Raw genomic sequence first — 21735 nt, 5'->3', positions numbered from 1 at the left:
GCATGGCCACCAGCGGCAACATGGAGCGCATCCTGCGGCTGATGGCCGACAAGGGTGCGTCGGACTGCTACCTGTCGGCCAACATGCCGGTGCTGATCCGCATCAACGGGCAGACGGTGCAGCTGTCCGACCAGCTCCTGACGCCACCTCAGCCGCGCCAGCTCATCTCCGAGGTCATCGACCCCGCCAGCCTGTCGGAGCTGGACAGCTCCGGCGAGCTGAACATGGCCGTGTCGGTCAGTGGCGTGGGCAGCTTCCGGCTGTCGGGCTTCCGCCAGCGCGGGTCCATCGCGGGCGTGTTCCGGCACATCCCGCACGACATCCCGACGATGGAGAGCCTCGGCCTGCCGCCCATCCTGGGCAACATGATCAAGGAGAAGCGCGGGCTGATTCTGATGGTGGGCGCGACCGGCACCGGCAAGAGCACGACGCTGGCCAGCATGCTGGAGCTGCGCAACCAGACCATGACCGGGCACATCCTCACCATCGAGGACCCGATCGAGTACCTGTTCAGCAACAAGCGCTCGGTCGTCAACCAGCGCGAGATCGGCCGTGACACCGCGTCGCTGCAGATCGCGCTGAAGAACGCGCTGCGCCAGGCGCCGGACTGCATCCTCATCGGCGAGATCCGCGATCGCGAGACCATGACGGCGGCCATCAGCTATTCGCTGTCCGGCCACCTCGTGCTGGCCACACTGCACGGCAACAACACCTACCACGCGCTGAACCGCATCCTGTCGTTCTACACACCCGAGTCCCGCCCGGCGTTGCTCAACGACCTGGCCGCGGGCCTGAAGGCCGTCGTGTCGCAACGCCTCGTGCGTGCAACCGCCGGCGGCCGCGTGCCGGTGCTGGAGATCCTGCTGAACTCCAAGCTGGTGGCCGAGCTCATCGAGCAGGGCGACTTCACCGGCGTGAAAGAGGCCATGGAGAAGTCCATCGCCGAGGGCTCGCAGACCTACGAAGAGCATTTCGCCAAGCTCATCACCGACGGCACCATCACCCGCGAGGAAGGCCTGGCCTTCGCTGACTCGCCCACCAACCTCTTGTGGCGGCTGCAGAACGAGGCGCCCGGCGCGCGGCTCGCGACCGCGCCGCGCAAGGAAGAGAAGGCTGGCGATGAAGCCAGCTTCACCGAAATCACCCTGGACGTCCGCGGCACTTGAAGCTGATCGACTGCATTGACACCCAAGCCGCCCGCCTGACCCAGGCGGGCTTGTTTTTTGGCCATGGCACGACGAATGCGTTCGACGAGGCCGCGTGGCTGGCGTTGTGGCGCCTGGGCCTGCCGCTGGACGAGCTGGACGAGCACGAGGACCGCGAGCTGACCAGCGCCGAGGTCGCCGCCATCACGGCGCTCATCGACGAACGCATCGCGACCCGCAAGCCCGCGGCCTACCTGACCGGCGAGGCCTGGCTGCAGGGCGTGCCGTTCACCATCGACGAGCGCGCCATCGTGCCGCGCAGCTTCATTGCCGAGCTGATCGCCGACGCCAGCATCGACCCCTGGCTGAACCCGGCCAGCCGCCGCGTGCTGGACCTGTGCACCGGCAACGGCAGCCTGGCCGTGCTGGCAGCGATGGCGTGGCCGGACGTCGACGTCGACGCGCTGGACCTCAGCGCCGATGCGCTGGCCGTGGCGAAGCTGAACGTCGAGCGCCACGACCTGGCGTCCCGCATCCGACTGCTGCAGGGCGACGGCCTGGCCGGCGCCGATGGCACCTACGACTTGATCCTCTGCAACCCGCCCTACGTGAACAGCGCCAGCATGGCCGCCCTGCCCGCCGAGTACCGCGCCGAGCCCGAGCTGGCGCTGGCCGGCGGCACGGACGGCATGGACTTCATCCGCCAGCTGCTGCGCGCCGCGCCCGCCGCGCTCAACGACGACGGTGTGCTGGTGCTGGAGATCGGCAACGAGCGCCCGTTCTTCGAGGCGGCATTTCCAGAGCTCGAAGTCGTCTGGATGGAAACCTCCTCCGGCGCCGACCATGTGCTGCTGGTGACGAAAGAAAACCTGCTGTGATCACTCTCCGCGACATCACCCTGCGCCGCGGCGTCAAGGTCGTCCTCGACAACGCCTCCGCCACGCTGCAGCCCGGCGAGAAGATCGGCCTCGTGGGCCGCAACGGCGCCGGCAAGTCCAGCCTGTTCGCGCTGCTGACTGGCCGCCTCTCCAACGACCGCGGCGAGGTGGAAGTACCCAAGCACTGGCGCCGTTCCGAAGTCGCCCAGAACATGCCCGAGACCGATGACGGCGCGACCGACTACGTGCTGCAGGGCGACCTGACGCTGGTGGCCGCCCGCGTTGCACTGGCCGAGGCCGAAGCCGCCGAGGACGGCCACGCGATGGCCGACGCGCACGCGGCGCTGGCCGATGCCGGCGCCTTCGACGCCCGCTCGCGCGCGCAGGCGCTGCTGATGGGCCTGGGCTTCAAGACCGAGCAGCTCGACGCCCCGGTCAACAGCTTCTCCGGCGGCTGGCGCATGCGCCTGCAATTGGCCCGCGCGCTGATGTGCCCGGCCGAGCTGATGCTGCTGGACGAGCCCACCAACCACTTGGACCTGGACGCCCTCGTCTGGCTGGAAGCCTGGCTGCAGCGTTACGACGGCACGCTGATCATCATCAGCCACGACCGCGAGTTCCTCGACGCGATCACCAAGGTCACGCTGCATCTGGACGAAGGCAAGCTGGTGCGCTACGGCGGCAACTACACCAGCTTCGAGACCCAGCGCGCCGAGCGCATGGTGCTGCAGCAGGCCGCGTACGCCAAGCAGCAGGAAAAGGTCGCCCACCTGCAGAAGTTCATCGACCGCTTCAAGGCCAAGGCCAGCAAGGCCAAGCAGGCGCAGAGCCGCGTGAAGGCGCTGGAGCGCATGGAGAAGCTCGCGCCGGTGCTGGCATCGGCCGACTTCAACTTCGAGTTCCGCGAGCCGCTGAACCTGCCCAATCCGATGCTGATGTTCGACGAACTCAACGCCGGCTACCGCACCGATGAGGGCGACAAGATCATCGTGCGCGGCGTGGACCGCTCCGTGCTGGCCGGCCAGCGCATCGGCATCCTGGGCGCCAACGGCCAGGGCAAGTCCACGCTGGTCAAGACCATCGCCCGCGCGCAGGCGCCCATGGGCGGCAAGCTCACCGAGGGCAAGGGCCTGTCCATCGGCTACTTCGCGCAGCAGGAGCTTGACGTGCTGCGCCTGGACGAAGGGCCTCTCGAGCACATGGTGCGCCTGGCCCGCGAGGTCGGCCCGCAAGGCCGCGAACAGGAGCTGCGCGACTTCCTGGGCCAGTTCCGCTTCACCGGCGACATGGTCAACCAGCAGGTCGGCAGCCTGTCCGGCGGCGAGAAGGCGCGCCTTGTGCTGGCGATGCTGGTGTGGCAGCGGCCAAATTTGCTGCTGCTGGACGAGCCGACCAACCACCTGGACCTGAACACGCGCGAGGCGCTGTCGCTGGCGCTGAACGAGTTCGAGGGTACGGTGATGCTGGTCAGCCACGACCGCGCGCTGCTGCGCGAGGTCTGCGACGAGTTCTGGCTGGTGGCCGACGGCGCGGTCAAGCCGTTCGACGGCGACCTGGACGACTACCAGCGCTGGCTGCTGGACCAGAGCAAGGAAGCCGCCCGTGCGGCCAAGAAGGGGGCAGCGGCCCCGGCGCCGGCCAAGGCGGCAGCCGCCTCAGCCCCGGCGCCCGCGCCCGCGCCGCGCGAGGACCGCAAGGCCTCGGGCCAGGCGCGCGCAAAGATCGCCGAGCAGACGCGGCCGCTGCGCAAGGAGATGGAGGCCATCGACAAGCGCATGCACGCGCTGGCCGCGGAGCGCGCGGAGATTGAGGCGCAACTGGCCGAAGGCGCCGCGGCCTCGGCCATCGCCGAGATGGGCAAGCGCCTGAAGGCGATTGCCGACCAGCTGGAAGCCGACGAGATGCGCTGGCTGGAGCTGGGCGAGCAGATCGAGGCGCTGTCCGCCTGAGCGCCTGACGTCCGATCAGGCCGCCAGCGCGGCCGCCAGCGTCAGCGCGCCGGGCAGCGCCTGCACGAACAGGATCTTGCGCGATGCGGTGGCCGCGCCGAACACGCCGGCCACCACCACGCAGCCCGCGAAGAAGATCATCCAGGGCCGGCCTGCGGCCGCACCCTGCATCACGCCCCAGGCCAGGCCCGCGGCCAGGAAGCCGTTGTACAGCCCCTGGTTGGCCGCCAGCGCCTTGCTCTGCTCGGCGAAATCCGCCTTCAGCCCGAAGGCGCGGCGCCCCAGCGGCTTGGTCCAGAAGAACATCTCCAGCACCAGGATGTAGACGTGCAGCAGCGCGAGCAGCGTTGCGAGCACCAAAGCCAGGGTCTGCATGGCCCTCTCCTCTTGAAGTTGATTTGACACGCATGGTCGCAGACCGTCGGCGCGCCGGCTGTCACCAGAAAGACCATTTTGATTGTGTGCAATTTAATTGCCACCTACATTCTTAACCCATGCCACGCCGCAAGCCCACCACCGCCTCCGCTGCCGACGCCACCCCGGCCGCCGACCCGCGGGAGCAATGGCTGCAGCTGGACCGCCAGCTGTGCTTCGCGCTCTACAGCAGCTCGCTCGCGATGACCAAACTCTACAAGCCGCTGCTGGCGCCTCTGGGCCTGACCTACCCGCAGTACCTCGCGATGCTGGTGTTGTGGGAGAGCGACGGACTGGCCGTCGGCCAACTGGGGCAGCGGCTGTCGCTGGACTCCGGCACCCTCACGCCGTTGCTCAAGCGCCTGGAGACGCTGGGCCACATCGAGCGCCGCCGCGCCCGGGATGACGAGCGCCGCGTCGACATCTTCCTGACGCCCGCCGGGCGCAAGCTGCGCCGCCAGGCGCTGGACATCCCCGGCCAGCTGGCCTGCGCCAGCGCCTGCGACCTGCACGAACTCGCACTGCTGACGCAGCGCCTGCACGAATTGCGCAGTCAGCTGACTGCGGCCACCGAGGCGGCCTGACGCGCCTCACCCCTTCCCGTTCCCCCACCCCCAAGGAGCTCACCATGGCCATCGAAAAAGCCCTCTACACCGCCACCGCCACCGCCACCGGCGGCCGCGCCGGCACCGCCAAGTCCTCCGACGGCGCGCTGGACGCCGTGCTGACCACGCCCAAGCAGCTGGGCGGCGACGGCGCCTTCGGCACCAACCCCGAGCAGCTGTTCGCGGCCGGCTACTCTGCGTGCTTCATCGGCGCGATGAAGGCCGTGTCGGCCCGCCAGAAGATCGCGCTGCCGGCCGAGGTCAGCATCACCAGCGACGTCGCCATCGGCCCGCACGCCAACAAGCCCGGCGCCTTCGGCATCCAGGTCGACATGAAGATCTCCGTGCCCGGCATGGACCGCGCCCAGCTGGAAGCCCTGGTGGCCACGGCCCACGAGGTCTGCCCCTACTCCAACGCCACCCGCGGCAACGTCGACGTCACGCTGACCATCGTCTGATCGCGCGGCCCCGGGTTCCCCCGCTCACGCGAGTGCGGGGTGCGCCTGGGGCGCCGTCACGGGCTTTTCACAAGCCCTGCCTAGCCTCCGGCGTTCTTTCAACAAAGCAACGTCCTGGGGGCCCCATGTTCTTCCGAGCTTCTCTGCTCACGCTGACCGCCATCGCCAGCGCCTCGGCCGCTGCGGCCACGTCGGTCAGCAACGTCAGCTTCGTCAACGGCATCACCATCGCCGGCAATACGCTGGACCTGTCGAGCGGCAGCGACTTCGACCGCCGCGTCGGCTTCTTCTCCGACATCTACTACGACCGCGCCCGCAACGAATGGTGGGGCCTGTCCGACCGCGGCCCCGGCGGCGGCACGCTGCCCTACGAGACGCGCGTGCAGCGCTTCACGCTGGACATCAACGCCAACACCGGCGCGATCTCCAACTTCAAGATCCAGCAGACCGTCAAGTTCACCAGCGCCAGCATCGCGCTGACCGGCCTGGCGCCCGACACGCCAAGCCTGCTGGGCAAGTCCTTCGACCCCGAAGGCATCGTCGTCAACCCCGTCACCGGCAACCTGCTGGTCAGCGACGAGTACGGCCCCTCGGTCTACGAGTTCAACCGCAGCGGCCAGCTGGTGCGCCAGTACGCCACGCCGGCCAACCTCGTGCCCAAGGCCGGCAGCAGCGTCAACTACAACGCGCTGGCGCCTGCCGGCAGCTCGCCGCAACTGACCAGCGGCCGCGAAGGCAACCGCGGCCTGGAGGCGCTGGCCATCACGCCCGACGGCCGCTACGCGTTCGCGATGCTGCAGAACGGCACCGTCACCGATGGCTACGACGCCGCTTCTGGCACGCGCGGCCAGTACACCCGCATCGTCAAGTACGACACCACCACCGGCGAGGCCGTCGGCCAGTACGCCTACCAGCTGAACAGCTCGGGCCAGGGCCGCGGCATCTCGGCACTGGTGGCCATCGACGCCAACCGCTTCCTCGTGCTGGAGCGCAACAACCGCGGCATCGGCATCGGCGCCACGGTGGCCAGCCCCGACAAGAACGTCTTCGAGGTGGACCTGAGCACCGCCACCGACGTGTCCGGCCTCAACCTGCCCGCCAGCGGCCTGCTGCCGGCCGGCGTCATCGCCGCCGCCAAGGGCGCCAAGGTCATCGACCTGGACGCCAACACGCTGGCCGCGCTGGGCAACAAGTCGCCCGAGAAGTGGGAAGGCCTGGCCATCGGCCCGCAGCTGGCCAACGGCAAGTACGTCATCCTGGCCGGCACCGACAACGACTACAGCGTCACGCAGAACGGCAGCGGCACGCAGTTCGACGTCTACCTGGACGTGACGAAGTCGGACCCGTTCGCGTCGTCCATCCAGTGTCCCGTGGGGACGACGACCGGCTGCTTCTCCACGGCCACGTCGCTGGGCGCCACGCTGACCAGCGCTTACCAGCTGCTGCCCGGCGTACTGCACAGCTACACTGCCGACATCGCCGGCTACACCGCGCCGGTGCCCGAGCCCGAGACCTACGCGATGCTGCTGGCCGGCCTGGGCGTGCTGGCCTGGGCCCGGCGTCAGCGCCGCGCCTGATCAGCGTGCCAGCAAGGCCAGCATCAGCTCGATGCGCGCCTTGACCGGGCTCAGCGCGCCGGCCGACGGCAGCAGGCCGGGCAGGTCCATCACCGGCCCGGCATCGCAGCGCGTGCTGCGCAGCACGCGCACGCCGGCGGCCTGCGCGTCGCGCAGCGCCATCTCCAGCGGCCGCGCCAGCGTGCCGTTGCCGGTGCCGGCGGCCACGATGCCGTCCACGCCCGCCGCCAGCAGCGCCCGCACGACGCAGCCGTCCGCGCCGGCGTGGTTCAGCACGATGTCCACGCGCGGCCAGTCCGCCGCCGGCGCAGCGATGCGTGCCAGGCCCAACGCCTCGCCCGTGGGCCAGCAGCCCAGCACGCGCACGGCGCCCTCCTCCACCCGCGCCACCAGCGCGCCGTCCGTCGACTCGAACGCATCGACGCGGTAGCTGTGCGTCTTGCGCACCTGCAGCGCGTCGTGCACCCGCCCCGCGAACGCCACGACGACGCCCGCTGCGCCCGGCGTGGCCGCCACCTGCACGGCATCCGCCAGGTTCTGCGGCCCATCGGGTACCAGCGCCGTCGCCGGCCGCATCGCCGCCGTCAGCACCACGGGTTTGGCCGGCGCCACCACGCGGTGCAGCAGGTAAGCGGTTTCCTCCAGCGTGTCCGTGCCGTGGGTGATGACGATGCCGCCGACCTCGGGCCGCTCCAGCTGCGCCTGCACCGCGGCGGCCAGCGCCTGCCACGTCGCCACATCCATGTCCTTGCTGTCCAGCTGCGCCACCTGGTGCGCCTCCAAGCGCCGCCCGGCCAGCGTCGGCACGGCGGCCAGCAAGTCCTCCACACGCAGCTGCGCTGCCGTGTAGCCCACGCCATCCGCGGCGCTCTGCGCGGTGCCGGCAATCGTGCCGCCCGTGCCGAGAATGACGATCAAGGGCTCAAGGGTTTGCAATTTTCGATTCCTGGATAAAAATACAGATACTGGATACACAACCAGCCCAACAAAAAGGCCGCCCGTGCAAGACCAACCCAAGCTTACCGCCCGCCAGCAGCAGATCTTCGACCTGGTCCGCCACGCGATCGAGAGCACCGGCTCCCCGCCCACGCGCGCCGAGATCGCCGCCGAGCTGGGCTTCAAGTCCGCCAACGCCGCCGAGGAGCATCTGCAGGCGCTCGCCCGCAAAGGCATGCTGGAGCTGGTCGGCGGCACGTCCCGCGGCATCCGGCTCAAGTCCGACACGCTCAGCGCCGTCAACCGCGCCCGCCAGTTCAGCCTGCCCATCCCCAGTCTGGCGCAGCTCACGCTGCCGCTGATCGGCCGCGTCGCTGCCGGCGCGCCCATCCTGGCGCAGGAGCATGTCGAGCAGACCTACACCGTCGAGCCTGGCCTGTTCGCCAAGAAGCCCGACTACCTGCTCAAGGTCAAGGGCATGAGCATGAAGGACATCGGCATCCTCGACGGCGACCTGCTCGCGGTGCAGTCCGCCAAGGAGGCCCGCAACGGCCAGATCGTCGTCGCCCGCGTCGGCGAGGAAGTGACCGTGAAGCGCTTCAAGCGCGGGCCCGGTGGCATCGAACTCCTGCCCGAGAACGCCGATTTCCAGCCCATCGTCGTCAGCGAGGACGAGCATTTCAGCATCGAGGGCCTGGCCGTCGGGCTGATTCGTGGACAAGGGTTCAATTGACGCCGGCTCGATGGAAATGAAAAAGGCCCGTGTCACCGACACAGGCCTTTTGTTTTGGATGGTGGAGCCGGGGGGAATTGAACCCCCGTCCGCAAGCCATCACCGGGCAGATCTACATGCTTAGCCGGCTGATTTGAATCTCACGGTCAACTCGCGCAGTGGCACGCTAGCTTTCCCGCCAGTCACTTGATCTCACGCCCCACCGAGTGACCCGGTCAGACGCCAGCCGATGTGAGTGACTTCTCAGCCTTGCCCCTCGCGGAACTCAGCCCGGCCCATCGGCCTGCCGTTGAGAAGCTCATCCGCAATTAAGCGGCGAGTGCGAACGTAGAGTCGTTTGCAGTTACTTTGTTTCCAGTGGTTTTACGAGCGGACTGGTGCTCGGCATGCCCTACTCCGGATCCGCACCCACGTCGAAACCAGGTCGGCCCCAGGACCGCGTAGTTTAGGCCAGACCGAGCCGCTTCAAGAGGTCACCTGGCACATTCAGTTCCAGATCCGCGTGCCAGTCAGCGTAGCGGGCCTGCGGACCGAGGTAGCCCCAGGCCGCCACCGCGGTGGCCATGCCGGCCGCGCGGCCGGCCATCACGTCACGCTCGTCGTCGCCGACGTACAGGCAGGCCTGCGGCGCCACGTCCAGGCGGCGCGCAGCCTCCAGCAACGGCGCCGGGTGCGGCTTGGCATGGCCGGTGGTGTCGCCTCCAACGACGACCGCCGCGCCCAGCCGCAGCGCGGCCGTCAGCGGCAGCGCGAAGCGCTCGGCCTTGTTCGTCACGATGCCCCACGCCAGGCCCGCCTCCGCAAGTGCGGCCAGCTCCGCCACGATGCCGGGAAACGGCTGCGTGCTGTCGTACATCAGGCCCTCGTAGCGATCGAGGAACTCGCGCTTGAGGGCGTCATAGCCCGGCTGCCCGGGCGCCACGGCGAAGGCCTGGCCCAGCATGCCGCGCGCGCCCGAGCCGCCATGAGGCCGGTACTGCGCCAGCGGCAACGGCGCCAACCCGCGCTCGACGCGCATGGTGTTGGCCGCGCGGGCGAGGTCGGCCGCGCTGTCGATCAGCGTGCCGTCGAGGTCGAAAAGCACCGCACGCAGATGCGCCCAGCGCGGTGCCAGCCGCTTCACAGCGGGCGCCGGCAGGCGATCAGGTAGTTGACGTCGGTGTCGCTGCCCAGGCTGTAGCGCTGCGTCAGCGGGTTGTACGTCAGGCCCCGGCTGGACTGCAGTTCCAGGCCAGCGTCGCGGCAGAACTGCGCGAGTTCCGACGGCTTCAGGAAGCGTGCGTACTCGTGCGTGCCCCGGGGCAGCATGTTCAACACGTATTCCGCGCCGACGATGGCCAGCAGGAAGGACTTGGCGTTGCGGTTCAGCGTCGACAGGAACACCCAGCCACCCGGCTTGACCAGCGTCGCCAAGGCACGCACAACGGAGGCCGGATCCGGGACATGCTCCAGCATTTCCATGCAGGTCACGGCGTCGAAGCTCGCGGGCTGCTCGGCGGCCAGCGCCTCGACGGCAATCTCGCGGTACTCCACGCCCTCGGTGCCGGCCTCCATCGCGTGCAGTTCGGCCACGCGCAGCGGCTTGGTCGACAGGTCGATGCCCAGCACCTGGGCGCCTGCGCGAGCCATGGAGTCACTGAGTATGCCGCCGCCGCAGCCCACGTCGACGACACGCTTGCCGGCCAGCGGGCACAGCTGCTGGATCCAGCCCAGGCGCAACGGGTTGATCTGGTGCAGCGGCTTGAAGTCGCTCTCAGGGTCCCACCAGCGGTGGGCCAGTTCGCCAAACTTGGCGAGCTCTTGAGGATCGGCGTTGATCGTCATGACGGATCAGATGCAGAAAAGGAAAAAGCCCCGACGGACGGGCCGTGCGGGGCTTCGCGCAAAGCGCCCGAAGGCGCAGAGCTTACTTGTTGCGCGTACCGACGACTTCGATCTCGGTGCGGCGGTTCTTGGCGCGGCCTTCGGCGGTCTTGTTGTCGGCCACAGGCTGCTTCTCGCCCTTGCCTTCGGTGTAGACGCGGTTCGGCTCGACGCCCTTGCTCACCAGATAGGCCTTGACGGCTTCCGAGCGGCGGATCGACAGCTTCTGGTTGTACTCGTCGCTGCCCACGGAGTCGGTGTGGCCCACGGCGATGATGACTTCCAGGTTGATGCCCTTGGTCTTGCTGACCAGGTCATCCAGCTTGGCGGTGGCTTCGGGCTTCAGCGTCGACTTGTCGAAGTCGAAGAAGGCGTCAGCAGCGAAAGTGACCTTCTCGCTGACCGGAGCGGGCGGCGGCGTCACGGGCTTCGGAGCCACGGGAGCGGGAGCCGGGGGCGGCGGAGCGACCGGCTTGGGCGGTTCGACCTTGGGTGCCGGCTTGATTTCGCCGTCACAGCCCTTGGCAGCCGTGGCGGGCGTCCAGAAATTGTCACGCCAGCAGTATTCGTTGGTGCCGTTCTTCCAGACGGTGCCGTCGGTTGCGCGCCAGTTGTCGATGGTCTGTGCCGATGCGCCAGATGCAGCAACAGCGACCGCAGCCACCGCAAACAGCGACGCCACGCGATTCAGTTTCTTCATGATTCTCCTCTCAAGGAATGCCGCAGTTGCCCTGCGAGAGTCAGTACTCAAACCTCTAACCTTAGGAGGCACTTTAGGGTTTCTCCTAGGGACTCGACGATTGTGCCATGTGGGCACCGAGACCGACGCATTGTGGCGGCCTACGTTCATGGGCACGGTGACGCTGTTGCGCTGCTGCTACAAGGTGGCGCGGCCGTTAGAATTCGCGCCTTTCACCTACCTTCAAGGACGTCGCGCCCATGTAGGCGCGCGCCACGCCGCGCATGACCCAGTTCGCCAAGGAAACACTGCCGATCAGCCTTGAGGAGGAGATGCGCCGCTCCTACCTCGATTACGCGATGAGCGTGATCGTGGGCCGGGCCCTGCCGGACGCGCGGGACGGCCTGAAGCCGGTCCATCGCCGCGTGCTGTACGCGATGAACGAGATGGGCAACACCTACAACGCCAAGTACCGCAAGTCGGCGCAGGCGGTGGGTGAGACGATGGGTAAATACCACCCGCACGGTGACTCGGCGATTTACGACACCATCGTCCGCATGGCGCAGCCGTTCAGCCTGCGTCACATGCTGATCGATGGTCAGGGCAACTTCGGCTCCATCGACGGCGATAACGCCGCGGCGATGCGATACACCGAAATCCGCCTCGACAAAATCGCCCACGAAATGCTGGCCGACATCGACAAGGAAACTGTCGATTTCGGGCCCAATTACGACGGCAGCCATAAGGAGCCGCTGGTCCTGCCGACGCGTTTGCCGAATCTGCTGGTGAACGGCGCGGCCGGTATTGCGGTGGGTATGGCGACGAATATCCCGCCACACAACCTGAACGAGGTCGTCGACGCCTGCCTGTTTGCGTTGCGCAAGCCGGACTGCACGGTGGACGAGCTGATGGAAATCATCCCGGCGCCGGACTTCCCCACGGCCGGCATCATCTACGGCTTGTCCGGAGTGCGCGATGGCTACCGCACCGGCCGTGGCCGCGTGGTGATGCGCGCCAAGGTGCACTTCGAGGACATCGACAAGGGCAACCGCCAGGCGATCATCGTTGACGAGATCCCCTATCAGGTCAACAAGAAGAGCCTGCTCGAGCGCATCGCCGAGTTGGTGCACGAGAAGAAGATCGAGGGCATCAGCCACATCCAGGACGAGTCCGACAAGTCGGGCATGCGCGTCGTCATCGAACTGAAGCGTGGCGAGGTGCCCGAGGTCGTCCTGAACAACCTCTACAAGCAGACCCAGCTGCAGGACAGCTTCGGCATGAACATGGTCGCCCTCGTGGACGGCCAGCCCAAGCTGTGCAATCTGCGCGACATGGTCATCGTGTTCCTGGAGCACCGCCGCGAGGTGGTGACCCGCCGCACGATCTATGAACTGCGCAAGGCGCGCGAGCGCGGCCACGTGCTGGAAGGCCTGGCTGTCGCGCTGGCCAACATCGACGAGTTCATCGAGACCATCAAGACCTCGCCGACGCCGCCGGTCGCCAAGGCGGCGCTGATGAGCAAGAGCTGGGACTCGTCGCTGGTGCGCGAGATGCTGTCGCGGGCCGAAGGCGGCAGCGCCGCCTACCGCCCGGAAGGCCTGGAGCCCGAGTTCGGCATGCAGGCGGATGGCCTGTACCGCCTGTCCGAAGCGCAGGCCGGCGAAATCCTGCAGATGCGCCTACAGCGCCTGACCGGCCTGGAGCAGGACAAGATCGTCGGCGAGTACAAGGACGTGATGGCCGAGATCGCCGACCTGCTGGACATCCTGGCCACGCCGTCGCGCGTGACCACCATCATCGGCGACGAGCTGACGCAGCTGAAGACCGAGTTCGGCCAGACCAAGCTGGGCGCGCGGCGCTCGGTCATCGAGCACAACGCCCAGGAACTGGGCACCGAAGACCTGATCACGCCGACCGACATGGTCGTGACGCTCTCGCACACCGGCTACATCAAGAGCCAGGCGCTGAGCGAGTACCGCTCGCAACGCCGCGGCGGCCGTGGCAAACAGGCCACCGCAACCAAGGATGACGACTGGATCGACCAGCTCTTCATCGCCAACACGCACGACTGGATCCTGTGCTTCTCCGACCGCGGCCGCGTCTACTGGCTGAAGGTCTGGGAAGTGCCGCAGGGCTCGCGCAACTCGCGCGGCAAGCCCATCGTCAACATGTTCCCGCTGCAGCAGGGCGAGAAGATCACCGTCGTGCTGCCGCTGACGGGCGAGTTCCGCAGCTTCCCTGAAGATCACTTCATCTTCATGGCCACGGCCATGGGCACGGTCAAGAAGACGTCCCTCAAGGACTTCAGCAACCCTCGCAAGGCCGGCATCATCGCCGTGGACCTGGACGAGGGCGACCACCTGATCGGCGCCGCGCTGACCGACGGCCGCCATGACGTGATGCTGTTCAGCGACGGCGGCAAGGCCGTGCGCTTCGACGAGGACGACGTGCGCCCGATGGGCCGCACCGCCCGAGGCGTGCGCGGCATGATGCTGGAACCCGACCAGCGCCTGATCGCGATGCTGGTGGCCGAAGACGAGACGCAGAGCGTGCTGACCGCGACAGAAAACGGCTACGGCAAGCGCACGTCCATCGTCGAGTACACCCGCCATGGCCGTGGCACCAAGGGCATGATCGCCATCCAGCAGAGCGAGCGCAACGGCCGCGTCGTGGCCGCGACGCTGGTGCGCCCGGAGGACGAGATCATGCTGATCACCGACAAGGGCGTGCTGGTGCGCACCCGCGTCGCCGAAATCCGTGAACTGGGCCGCGCCACGCAAGGTGTGACCCTGATCGCGCTGGACGACGGCGCCAAGCTGTCGGGCCTGCAGCGCATCGTCGAGAACGATGCCAACGAAGCCGATGCCGCTGCCGATGGCGGCGACAGCAATGACAGCAGCGGCGACACCCCTGAAGCTCCCAAGGACTGACATGATTTCTCGCAAGCTGGGCCTGGCCCCTCTCGTGGCCGTGACCCTGGCCCTGGCCGCCGGCTCTGCGCTGGCGCAACCCTCGCCCGCCAAGAAGGCGCTGATCGACAAGATCGTTGCGCTGCAGCAGCAGGGCCTGGCCGATGGCCTGGCCGGCAGCATCGTGCAGGGGCCGCTGCCTCAGCTGATGCAGGCCGGCCGCGCAGCGCTGCAGCAGGTGCCCGCCGAGAAGCGCGAGGCCACGGCCAAGGCCATGGACGCCGAGCTGAAGAAGTTCGTCGAGGAGAACGTGCCCTATCTGAAGGACAAGATCTCCAAGGCGGTGCCCAACACGGCTTCGGCGCTACTGGACGAACGCTTCAACGAGGACGAACTGAAGCTGATCCTCGCTTGGGCAGAATCCCCGGTCAGCCAGAAGTTCGGCATGCTCAGCGTCGAACTGCAGAAGGCCGTCGCGCAGAAGGTGATGGCCGAGGCCGGCCCCACGCTGGAAGGCCGCCTGAAGACGCTGCAGGGCAACCTGGCCAAGCAGCTGGGCATCCAGCCGCCTGCCGCCGCCTCCAAGCCCGCCGCCCCCGCGCCCAAGAAGTAAACCGCCCTCGATGACCTCATCCCGCCCGTTCAATTTCGCCCCCGGCCCCGCCACCCTGCCCGAGCCTGTGCTGCGCCAGGTGGCCGCCGAGATGCTGGACTGGCACGGCAGCGGCATGAGCGTCATGGAGATGAGCCACCGCGGCAAGGAGTTCGGCAGCATCCTGGAGGCCGCCGAACGCGACCTGCGCGAGTTGCTGGCCGTGCCGGCGAACGTCCGCATCCTGTTCATGCAGGGCGGCGGGCTGGGCGAGAACGCCATCGTGCCGATGAACCTCAGCCGCGGCGGCAAGGTGGACGTCGTCGTCACCGGCTCCTGGTCGCGCAAGAGCGCGGCCGAGGCGCGCCGCTACGCCGACGTGCAGATCGCCGCCGACATCGGCAAGAGTCACAAGATCCCGACCGACTGGGCGCTGCGCGACGACGCTGCCTATGTGCACGTCTGCACCAACGAGACCATCGACGGCGTCGAGTTCCACGAGCTGCCGCAGCTCGCCAACGGCGTGCCGCTGGTCATCGACGTGTCGTCCCACGTGCTGTCCCGCCCCATCGACTGGAGCCGCGTCGGCCTGGCCTTCGGCGGCGCGCAGAAGAACATCGGCCCGGCCGGCATGACGATGGTGTTCGTGCGCGACGACCTGCTGGGCCGCGCGCTGAACATCTGCCCGTCCGCCTTCAACTACGAAACCGTGGCGGCCAACCAGTCCATGTTCAACACGCCGCCGACGTTCGCCATCTACGTCGCCGGCCTGGTGTTCCAGTGGATCAAGGGGCTGGAGTACGGCGGCAAGCAGGGCCTGGCCGCCATCGAGCAGCGCAACATCGACAAGGCCGCCCTGCTCTACGGCGCGCTGGACGCGTCCGGCTTCTACGAGAACCGCGTCGACCCGAGCTGCCGCTCACGCATGAACGTGCCCTTCCTGCTGAAAGACGAGAAGCTCAACGACACCTTCCTCGCCGAAGCCAAGGCGGCCGGCCTGCTGTCCCTGAAGGGGCACAAGTCGGTGGGCGGCATGCGCGCGTCGATCTACAACGCGATGCCGCTGGAAGGCGTGCAGGCGCTGGTCGGCTTCATGCAGGACTTCGAGGCCCGCCATGGTTGAACCCGTCGCCTCCCAGGCGCTGCTGGCGTTGCGCGACCAGATCGACGGCCTGGACAAGCAGCTGCTGGAGTTGCTGAACCAGCGCGCCCGCGTCGCCGAACAGGTGGGCGAGATCAAGCGCGCCGAGGGCACGCCGTTCTTCCGCCCTGACCGCGTCGCGCAGGTCATCGACAAGATCCGCGCCGCCAACCCCGGCCCGCTGAAGGCCGAACACGTGTCGGCCATCTGGCGCGAGATCATGTCCGCCTGCCTGGCGCTGGAGTCGCCGCAGCGCGTCGCCGTGCTGGGCCCCGTCGGCACCTTCTGCGAGCAGGCCGCCATCGAGTATTTCGGCGGCGCCGCCGACATGACGTACTGCGCCAACTTCGACGAGGTCTTCCACGCAACGGCTTCGGGCAGCGCGCAGTTCGGCGTCGTCGGCGTCGAGAACATGACCGAGGGTGTCGTCACGCGCTCGCTCGATCTCTTCCTGCACACGCCCTGCCACGTCGTCGGCGAGGTCAGCTTGCTGATCCGCCACAACCTGATGCGCAAGGAGCCGTCGATGCACGGCATCGAGGCCGTGCTGGCGCATCCACAGGCGCTGGCGCAATGCCAGAACTGGCTGAACAAGCACCTGCCCGACGTCGAGCGCCGCGCGGTATCCAGCAACGCCGAGGGCTCGCGCCTGGCCGCCGCCAACCCGGCCTGGGCCGCGTTGGGCAGCGAGCGCGCATCGACGCTGTTCGGGCTGCACATCACCGCGCACGCCATCCAGGACGAGGCCTACAACCGCACGCGCTTCGCCGTCATCTGCCTGCCGCAGACCATGGCCACGCCGCCCGCCACCGGTCGCGACTGCACCAGCCTGGTCGTCTCCGTGCCCAACCGCCCGGGCGCCATGCATGACCTGCTGGTGCCGCTGAAGACCCACGGCGTGTCCATGACGCGCCTGGAGTCCCGCCCCGCCCGCACCGGCCAGTGGGACTACTACTTCTACATCGACCTCGACGGCCATCCCAGCCAGCCCAACGTGGCTGCCGCGCTGGCTGAACTGCGCGAGAACTGCGCCTTCTTCAAGATGCTGGGTGCTTACCCGGTGAAGGCTTAAGCCGATGTTCCAGCAGCTCGGCGTCATCGGATGCGGCCTGATGGGCGGCAGCTTCGCGCTGGCGATGAAGAAGGCCGGCCTGGTCAAGCGCGTCGTCGGCTACAGCAAGTCGCCGTCCACCACCAAGCAGGCCAAGAAGCTGGGCGTCATCGACGTCGCGGCCGAGTCCGCGCTGCTGGCCGTGTCGGGCTCGGACATCGTGCTGATCGCCGTACCGGTGTCGGCCACCGAAGCCACGCTGAAGGCCATCCGCCATCTCGTGAATCCCGGCGTGCTGTTCATGGACGTGGGGTCGACGAAGTGCGACGTCATCGAAGCCGCCCGCCGCGCGCTGGGTGAGCGCGCCGCCAGCTTCGTGCCCTGCCACCCCATCGCCGGCAAGGAGTCGGGCGGCGTGCAGCACGCCGAGGCGACGCTGTACGAAGGCCGCCAGGTCATCCTGACGCCGCAGCCGTTCACGAACCCGCAGCTGGTGCAGCTGGCCACCGACGTCTGGTCGGCGCTGGGCACCACGGTGCTGAAGATGCGGCCGCACAACCACGACGCCGCGTTTGCCGCCGTCAGCCACCTGCCCCACCTGCTGGCCTTCGCCTACTTCCAGGCCATCGCCGAGCAGCCGGCTGCACGCGACTACCTGAGCCTGGCCGGCCCGGGCTTTCGCGACTTCACGCGCATCGCCGCCGGCGAGCCCGGCGTCTGGCGCGACATCCTGCTGGCCAACAAGCACGAGGTGCTGGCGCAGTCCAAGCGCTTCCGCACGATGCTGGACCAGCTCGAAGCCCTCATCGAAGCCGGCGACGCCGCCGCGCTCGAAGCCGCGCTGCGGCCCATCGCCGAAGGCCGCTCGGCCTGGAACCTGTCTTCCCCCGCTGTCCCTCCCGGCCGCCCTCCGGCTAAGTGATGTTCAAGATCCCCTTCCTCGACCTGCCGCCGCTGCGCGGTGCCGCGGGCACGGTGCGCCTGCCCGGCTCCAAGAGCATTTCCAACCGCGTGCTGCTGCTGGCCGCGCTCAGCGAGGGCAAGACCGTCGTGCGCGACCTGCTGGCGTCAGACGACACCGCCGTCATGCTGGAGTCGCTGCGCACGCTGGGTTGCGCCGTGTGGCGCGAGGGCAGCGACGTCGTCATCGACGGTCTGGGCGGCCGGCTGCGCGCCAAGGACGCCAAGCTGTTCCTCGGCAATGCCGGCACGGCCATGCGCCCGCTGACGGCGGCGCTGTCGCTGCTGGCCGCCACACAAGGCGGCAGTTTTGAGGTGTCGGGCGTGCCGCGCATGCACGAGCGCCCGATTGGCGACCTCGTCGACGCGCTGCGCGGCCTGGGCTGCGAGATCGACGACCTCGGCAACGCCGGCTACCCGCCGCTGCGGCTGCGCGGCCCGTCCAAGCTGGCGCTGGACACGCCGGTGCGCGTGCGTGGCGACGTGTCCAGCCAGTTCCTGACGGCGCTGCTGCTGGCGCTGCCGCTGGTGGCCGAGCGCAGCATCCGCATCGAAGTCATTGGCGAACTGATCTCCAAGCCCTACATCGAGATCACGCTGGCGCTGCTGGCGCGCTTCGGCATCGCCGTGCAGCGTGAAGGTTGGGCCGCGTTCGTCATCCCGGCCGGCAGCCGCTACGTGTCACCGGGCGAGGTGTTCGTGGAAGGCGACGCGTCCTCGGCGTCGTACTTCGTCGGCCTGGGCGCCATTGCTGCCACCGACGCGCCCATCCGCATCGAAGGCGTCGGCAGCGAATCGCTGCAGGGCGACGTGCGCTTCATCGAAGCCGCCGCCGCGATGGGCGCCGAGGTCAAGGCCGGCCCGAACTGGCTGGAGGTCAAGCGAGGCGCCTGGCCGCTCAAGGGCCTGACGCTGGACTGCAACCACATCCCCGACGCCGCGATGACGCTGACCGTCATGGCGCTGTACGCCGACGGTCCGACGACGCTGACCAACATCGCCAGCTGGCGCGTGAAGGAAACCGACCGCATCGCCGCAATGGCCACCGAGCTGCGCAAGCTGGGCGCAACCGTGGACGAAGGCCCGGACTGGATCCGCGTCGAGCCGCTGAAGGACTGGCAGGCCGCGGCCATCCACACCTACGACGACCACCGCGTCGCAATGTGCTTCTCGCTGGCCGCGTTCAACGGCCTCGTCACGGCCGCGGCCAAGCCGGTCCGCATCCTGGAGCCGCACTGCGTCGCCAAGACCTTCCCGGACTATTTCGAGACGCTGTTCGGCGTCGTCAGCGTCGATGCCGCCGACGTGCCCGTCATCACCATCGACGGCCCCACCGCCTCCGGCAAGGGCACGCTGGCCGACGAGGTGGCCAAGCTGCTGGGCTTCAACGTGCTGGATTCCGGCGCGCTGTACCGCGTGACCGGCCTGGCCGCCCGCCGCGCCGGGCTGGATCTGGACGACGGCGACGCGGTCGCCGCGATCGTGCCGACGCTGCAGCTGCGCTTCGCCGACGGCCATGTCTTCCTGGGGCAGGAAGACGTCAGCGCCCGGCTACGCGCCGAGGCCACCGGGCTGCTGGCGTCGCAGGTGGCCGTGCACCCGCAGGTGCGCCGCGCGCTGCACCAGCTGCAGCTGGACTTCCGCCGCCTGCCCGGCCTCGTCGCCGACGGCCGCGACATGGGCACGGCCATCTTCCCGGACGCCGCGCTGAAGGTGTTCCTGACCGCCAGTGCCGCCACGCGCGCCGAGCGCCGGCATAAGCAATTGATTTCCAAGGGAATTTCGGCTAATATTGAGGGCTTGCGCGCGGATTTGGAGGCGCGGGACGAGAGGGACAAGAACCGCTCGACCTCGCCTTTGGAGCCCGCGCAGGACGCGCAGCTGCTGGACAACTCGGCGCTGACCATCGAAGCCTCGGTGGATCAGATGCTGGCTTGGTGGCAGCAGCGCAGGCCCTTCTGAACTGAACCGCAGAGGGGCCACGGCCCGCCGGCCAGCATCGGGCGCCCGCCCGCTTGTCATGAGCAACGCAAGGAACTCGTGGCCGGTGATGTCAACAACCTAACCCCGCAGGTTCGCCTGCACCGCCGCGCTGGTTTCCGGCGCATCAGGATCAACCAACATGTCCCAAACCCAAACCTCCTCTTTCGGCATGGAATCCTTTGCCGCGATGTTCGAGGAGTCGCTGCAGCGCTCCGACATGCGCGCCGGTGAAGTGATCTCGGCCGAAGTCGTTCGTGTCGAACACAACTTCGTCGTCGTCAACGCCGGCCTCAAGTCCGAAGCGTACGTGCCCATCGACGAGTTCAAGAACGACCAGGGCGAACTGGAAGTCCAGGTCGGCGACTTCGTCTCCGTCGCCATCGATGCCATCGAAAACGGCTACGGCGACACCATCCTGTCGCGCGACAAGGCCAAGCGCCTGGCCTCGTGGCTGAGCCTGGAAACGGCTCTGGAGTCCGGCGACTTCGTGACCGGCACCGTCTCCGGCAAGGTCAAGGGCGGCCTGACCGTCCTGGTCAACGGCATCCGCGCCTTCCTGCCCGGCTCGCTGCTGGATACCCGCCCGGTGAAGGACATGAGCCCGTTCGAGGGCAAGACCATGGAATTCAAGGTCATCAAGCTCGACCGCAAGCGCAACAACGTTGTGCTGTCGCGTCGCGCGGTGGTCGAGGCTTCGATGGGTGAAGAGCGCGCCAAGCTGCTCGAGACGCTGTCCGAAGGCGCCATCGTCAACGGCGTGGTCAAGAACATCACCGAATACGGTGCGTTCGTCGACCTCGGCGGCATCGACGGCCTGCTGCACATCACCGACATGGCCTGGCGCCGTGTCCGTCACCCGAGCGAAGTGGTGACGGTCGGCCAGGAACTGACGGCCAAGGTCCTGAAGTTCGACGCCGAGAAGAACCGCGTCTCCCTGGGCATCAAGCAGCTGGGCGACGACCCGTGGTTCGGCGTGGCCCGCCGCTACCCGACCGGCACCCGCCTGTTCGGCAAGGTCACCAACATCGCCGACTACGGCGCCTTCGTCGAGATCGAGCCGGGCATCGAAGGCCTGGTGCACGTCTCCGAAATGGACTGGACCAACAAGAACATCGCCCCCAGCAAGCTGGTTTCGCTGGGCGACGAAGTCGAAGTCATGGTCCTGGAAATCGACGAAGACAAGCGCCGCATCAGCCTGGGCATGAAGCAGTGCAAGGCCAACCCGTGGGAAGAGTTCGCCGAGAACGTCAAGCGCGGCGACAAGGTCAAGGGCCCGGTCAAGTCGATCACCGACTTCGGCGTGTTCGTGGGCCTGGCCCAGGGCATCGACGGTCTGGTGCACCTGTCCGACCTGTCTTGGGACGAAGCCGGCGAGACCGCCGTGCGCAACTTCAAGAAGGGCCAGGAAGTCGAAGCCGTTGTGCTGGCCGTGGACGTCGAGCGCGAGCGCATCTCGCTGGGCATCAAGCAGCTGGACAGCGACCCGTTCACCGCCTACACCACGATCAACGACCGTGGCGCCTCGGTGACCGGCAAGGTCAAGGCCGTGGACCCGCGTGGCGCTGAAGTCGAGCTGGCTGACGGCGTGATGGCCTACCTGCGCGCCTCGGAAATCTCCCGCGACCGCGTGGAAGACGCCCGCAACGTGCTGAAGGAAGGCGACGAAGTCACCGCCATCATCGTCAACGTGGATCGCAAGACCCGCAACATCCAGCTGTCGATCAAGGCCAAGGACAACGCCGACCAACAGGAAGCCATGCAGCGCCTGAACCAGTCGAACGAGCGTGAAACCGCCGGCACGACCAGCCTGGGCGCCCTGCTGCGCGCCAAGCTGGACAACCAGGGCAACTAAGCTCTCGGTC

19 protein-coding genes and 1 other RNA gene are annotated in these 21735 nt (G+C 68.0%); 14 read left to right on the top strand and 6 right to left on the bottom strand.

Annotated features, from left to right (window positions below):
• Window positions 1–2 precede the first annotated feature (2 nt).
• From ACG04Q_RS05885 to ACG04Q_RS05875, 3 genes are read left to right on the top strand one after another with little or no spacing between them, the layout of a single operon-like run.
• Window positions 3–1166: a PilT/PilU family type 4a pilus ATPase gene (locus tag ACG04Q_RS05885; RefSeq protein ID WP_394509951.1), complete on the top strand. Its 1164-nt coding sequence runs from the start codon at window positions 3–5 to the stop codon at window positions 1164–1166.
• A complete protein-coding gene (gene prmB / locus ACG04Q_RS05880; protein WP_394509950.1) occupies window positions 1163–2023 on the top strand; it encodes a 50S ribosomal protein L3 N(5)-glutamine methyltransferase in 861 nt (286 codons plus the stop codon). The genes ACG04Q_RS05885 and prmB overlap by 4 nt, the downstream gene beginning before the upstream one ends.
• On the top strand, window positions 2020–3972 hold the full coding sequence (locus ACG04Q_RS05875; protein WP_394509949.1) for an ATP-binding cassette domain-containing protein: 1953 nt from the start codon (window positions 2020–2022) through the stop codon (window positions 3970–3972). The genes prmB and ACG04Q_RS05875 overlap by 4 nt, the downstream gene beginning before the upstream one ends.
• A 15-nt stretch (window positions 3973–3987) precedes the next feature.
• Here the strand turns inward: ACG04Q_RS05875 and ACG04Q_RS05870 are convergent, their stop codons facing one another.
• Complete coding sequence (locus tag ACG04Q_RS05870) at window positions 3988–4347, bottom strand: DUF1304 domain-containing protein (protein WP_394509948.1); 360 nt, start codon at window positions 4345–4347, stop codon at window positions 3988–3990.
• 119 nt (window positions 4348–4466) lie between these two features.
• Here ACG04Q_RS05870 and ACG04Q_RS05865 point away from each other — a divergent pair, with 119 nt between their 5' ends.
• The 3 genes from ACG04Q_RS05865 to ACG04Q_RS05855 all read left to right on the top strand — a co-directional run bounded on the left by ACG04Q_RS05865 (window position 4467) and on the right by ACG04Q_RS05855 (window position 7026).
• On the top strand, window positions 4467–4970 hold the full coding sequence (locus ACG04Q_RS05865) for a MarR family winged helix-turn-helix transcriptional regulator (protein WP_394509947.1): 504 nt from the start codon (window positions 4467–4469) through the stop codon (window positions 4968–4970).
• A gap of 44 nt (window positions 4971–5014) precedes the next feature.
• Complete coding sequence (locus tag ACG04Q_RS05860; RefSeq protein WP_394509946.1) at window positions 5015–5449, top strand: organic hydroperoxide resistance protein; 435 nt, start codon at window positions 5015–5017, stop codon at window positions 5447–5449.
• A 125-nt stretch (window positions 5450–5574) separates the two neighbouring features.
• Window positions 5575–7026 (top strand): esterase-like activity of phytase family protein, encoded by a 1452-nt coding sequence (locus ACG04Q_RS05855; RefSeq protein WP_394509945.1) that lies wholly within the window; start codon window positions 5575–5577, stop codon window positions 7024–7026.
• Here the strand turns inward: ACG04Q_RS05855 and ACG04Q_RS05850 are convergent, their stop codons facing one another.
• On the bottom strand, window positions 7027–7944 hold the full coding sequence (locus ACG04Q_RS05850; protein WP_394509944.1) for an asparaginase: 918 nt from the start codon (window positions 7942–7944) through the stop codon (window positions 7027–7029). It abuts the gene before it with no gap.
• 82 nt (window positions 7945–8026) lie between these two features.
• On the opposite strand from ACG04Q_RS05850, the gene lexA reads away from it, so the two are divergent.
• A complete protein-coding gene (lexA, locus tag ACG04Q_RS05845; RefSeq protein WP_394509943.1) occupies window positions 8027–8695 on the top strand; it encodes a transcriptional repressor LexA in 669 nt (222 codons plus the stop codon).
• Window positions 8696–8754: 59 nt separating this feature from the next.
• Here lexA and ssrA read toward each other — a convergent pair.
• The 4 genes from ssrA to ompA form a co-directional block, all read right to left on the bottom strand.
• Window positions 8755–9127, bottom strand: a transfer-messenger RNA (tmRNA) gene (gene ssrA / locus ACG04Q_RS05840).
• A 13-nt stretch (window positions 9128–9140) separates the two neighbouring features.
• Window positions 9141–9809: an HAD-IA family hydrolase gene (locus ACG04Q_RS05835; RefSeq protein WP_394510473.1), complete on the bottom strand. Its 669-nt coding sequence runs from the start codon at window positions 9807–9809 to the stop codon at window positions 9141–9143.
• A 5-nt stretch (window positions 9810–9814) separates the two neighbouring features.
• On the bottom strand, window positions 9815–10519 hold the full coding sequence (gene ubiG, locus ACG04Q_RS05830) for a bifunctional 2-polyprenyl-6-hydroxyphenol methylase/3-demethylubiquinol 3-O-methyltransferase UbiG (RefSeq protein WP_394509941.1): 705 nt from the start codon (window positions 10517–10519) through the stop codon (window positions 9815–9817).
• 82 nt (window positions 10520–10601) lie between these two features.
• Complete coding sequence (gene ompA / locus ACG04Q_RS05825; RefSeq protein WP_394509940.1) at window positions 10602–11258, bottom strand: outer membrane protein OmpA; 657 nt, start codon at window positions 11256–11258, stop codon at window positions 10602–10604.
• 263 nt (window positions 11259–11521) lie between these two features.
• Here ompA and gyrA point away from each other — a divergent pair, with 263 nt between their 5' ends.
• The 7 genes from gyrA to rpsA all read left to right on the top strand — a co-directional run bounded on the left by gyrA (window position 11522) and on the right by rpsA (window position 21725).
• Window positions 11522–14167 (top strand): DNA gyrase subunit A, encoded by a 2646-nt coding sequence (gene gyrA, locus ACG04Q_RS05820; RefSeq protein ID WP_394509939.1) that lies wholly within the window; start codon window positions 11522–11524, stop codon window positions 14165–14167.
• A gap of 1 nt (window position 14168) precedes the next feature.
• Window positions 14169–14759: a DUF2059 domain-containing protein gene (locus tag ACG04Q_RS05815; protein WP_394509938.1), complete on the top strand. Its 591-nt coding sequence runs from the start codon at window positions 14169–14171 to the stop codon at window positions 14757–14759.
• 10 nt (window positions 14760–14769) lie between these two features.
• Entirely contained in the window at window positions 14770–15861 is a 1092-nt protein-coding gene (serC, locus tag ACG04Q_RS05810) for a 3-phosphoserine/phosphohydroxythreonine transaminase (protein WP_394509937.1), read from the top strand.
• Complete coding sequence (gene pheA / locus ACG04Q_RS05805; protein WP_394509936.1) at window positions 15854–16951, top strand: prephenate dehydratase; 1098 nt, start codon at window positions 15854–15856, stop codon at window positions 16949–16951. Before serC ends, pheA begins: the two co-directional genes overlap by 8 nt.
• A gap of 4 nt (window positions 16952–16955) precedes the next feature.
• Window positions 16956–17852, top strand: a complete 897-nt coding sequence (locus ACG04Q_RS05800) for a prephenate dehydrogenase (protein WP_394509935.1) — start codon at window positions 16956–16958, stop codon at window positions 17850–17852.
• The gene (locus ACG04Q_RS05795) at window positions 17852–19852 is read left to right on the top strand and encodes a bifunctional 3-phosphoshikimate 1-carboxyvinyltransferase/cytidylate kinase (protein ID WP_394509934.1); all 2001 of its coding nucleotides are present in this window, start codon (window positions 17852–17854) and stop codon (window positions 19850–19852) included. The genes ACG04Q_RS05800 and ACG04Q_RS05795 overlap by 1 nt, the downstream gene beginning before the upstream one ends.
• A gap of 160 nt (window positions 19853–20012) precedes the next feature.
• On the top strand, window positions 20013–21725 hold the full coding sequence (gene rpsA, locus ACG04Q_RS05790; protein ID WP_394509933.1) for a 30S ribosomal protein S1: 1713 nt from the start codon (window positions 20013–20015) through the stop codon (window positions 21723–21725).
• Window positions 21726–21735 lie beyond the last annotated feature (10 nt).

The sequence above is a fragment of the Pelomonas lactea genome (genome assembly GCF_043555885.1).
In the GTDB taxonomy this organism is placed as follows: domain Bacteria; phylum Pseudomonadota; class Gammaproteobacteria; order Burkholderiales; family Burkholderiaceae_C; genus Pelomonas; species Pelomonas lactea.
This window is presented reverse-complemented; position numbering and strand designations above follow the sequence as displayed.

Bases quoted from the DNA above. Each gene is read 5' to 3' on its own strand.
- ACG04Q_RS05885 (WP_394509951.1), top strand. From the start codon at position 3: ATGGCCACCAGCGGCAACATGGAGCGCATCCTGCGGCTGATGGCCGAC.
- ACG04Q_RS05870 (WP_394509948.1), bottom strand. From the start codon at position 4,347: ATGCAGACCCTGGCTTTGGTGCTCGCAACGCTGCTCGCGCTGCTGCAC.
- ACG04Q_RS05865 (WP_394509947.1), top strand. From the start codon at position 4,467: ATGCCACGCCGCAAGCCCACCACCGCCTCCGCTGCCGACGCCACCCCG.
- ACG04Q_RS05860 (WP_394509946.1), top strand. From the start codon at position 5,015: ATGGCCATCGAAAAAGCCCTCTACACCGCCACCGCCACCGCCACCGGC.
- ACG04Q_RS05855 (WP_394509945.1), top strand. From the start codon at position 5,575: ATGTTCTTCCGAGCTTCTCTGCTCACGCTGACCGCCATCGCCAGCGCC.
- ubiG (WP_394509941.1), bottom strand. From the start codon at position 10,519: ATGACGATCAACGCCGATCCTCAAGAGCTCGCCAAGTTTGGCGAACTG.
- ompA (WP_394509940.1), bottom strand. From the start codon at position 11,258: ATGAAGAAACTGAATCGCGTGGCGTCGCTGTTTGCGGTGGCTGCGGTC.
- gyrA (WP_394509939.1), top strand. From the start codon at position 11,522: ATGACCCAGTTCGCCAAGGAAACACTGCCGATCAGCCTTGAGGAGGAG.
- ACG04Q_RS05815 (WP_394509938.1), top strand. From the start codon at position 14,169: ATGATTTCTCGCAAGCTGGGCCTGGCCCCTCTCGTGGCCGTGACCCTG.
- serC (WP_394509937.1), top strand. From the start codon at position 14,770: ATGACCTCATCCCGCCCGTTCAATTTCGCCCCCGGCCCCGCCACCCTG.
- pheA (WP_394509936.1), top strand. From the start codon at position 15,854: ATGGTTGAACCCGTCGCCTCCCAGGCGCTGCTGGCGTTGCGCGACCAG.
- ACG04Q_RS05800 (WP_394509935.1), top strand. From the start codon at position 16,956: ATGTTCCAGCAGCTCGGCGTCATCGGATGCGGCCTGATGGGCGGCAGC.
- ACG04Q_RS05795 (WP_394509934.1), top strand. From the start codon at position 17,852: ATGTTCAAGATCCCCTTCCTCGACCTGCCGCCGCTGCGCGGTGCCGCG.
- rpsA (WP_394509933.1), top strand. From the start codon at position 20,013: ATGTCCCAAACCCAAACCTCCTCTTTCGGCATGGAATCCTTTGCCGCG.